This is a genomic window from Variovorax sp. P2_H12 (assembly GCF_056403395.1).
Genome location: NZ_JBFUFO010000116.1, coordinates 1 through 789, shown reverse-complemented (window position 1 = coordinate 789; position 789 = coordinate 1). Strand labels below are relative to the sequence as shown.

Genomic DNA, 789 nt, shown 5'->3' with positions numbered 1-789 from the left:
GTCGTCCGTGTCGGGCAGGTCGTACTGCCGGACCGCGGTCGTGGTCCCGGGTGTGAAGACGTAGAGGTCCGGGTCGTACGGGGACGAGGTGCCCGCCGCGACCGTGCCGTCGGGGGCGATGGCCACCGCGTCGGGGTGGTACGCGGACGGGTAGGACCCCATGTCGGTGAGGTCCGAAGTCCGCCACAGCCGGTGATGGTCGCCCGGATTGGCGGTGACGAGCCCACTGCCGTCCGGCGTGAGCGCGAGATCGGACGTTATCCCCAGCCACGGCACGCCGGGGCCGCTCGAATACTGAGCGGTACGGTTCGCCGTGCCGGTGGACACGTCGTACACGCCGAGCGAGGACCCGTTGTAATCCGGGGAACCGGCGGCCAGCACGTTCGGGGCGCCCGGAGTGGAGGCGAGTTTCGGAGCGACGGCGTAATCGGTCTCGGGGTCCTGGCCGAGGGTCACCACGGGCTCGGCGCCGGACAGGTCGAGGGAACCGATGTCGCCGTGGTCGTTGCTGCCGTACCCGAACCAGATCTTGCCGCCCGCGAGCGCGAGGTGCTCCGGGTCGGTGCCGTCGCCGGTCGCGTACCGGGCGGTCCGGGTGACCGTCTGCGTCTCGACGGACACGATGGAGTCGTCGCCGGGGACGGCCGCGTACAGCTGCCCCGAGTCGGCGGACAGGGCGAGCCCGTCCACGCCCGTCAGACCGGTCAGAGTGGCCAGCACCGTACCGGAGTAGTCGGTGGCGATGAGCGTCCCGCCGTACGGATCGCTGATGAAGATCTTCTGGTGGAC

1 protein-coding gene is annotated in these 789 nt (G+C 70.7%); it reads right to left on the bottom strand.

Going from position 1 to position 789, the window contains the following annotated elements:
- A partial coding sequence (locus AC1DYK_RS35445) for a WD40 repeat domain-containing protein (protein ID WP_478170531.1) occupies nucleotides 1–789 on the bottom strand: 789 nt, incomplete at both ends.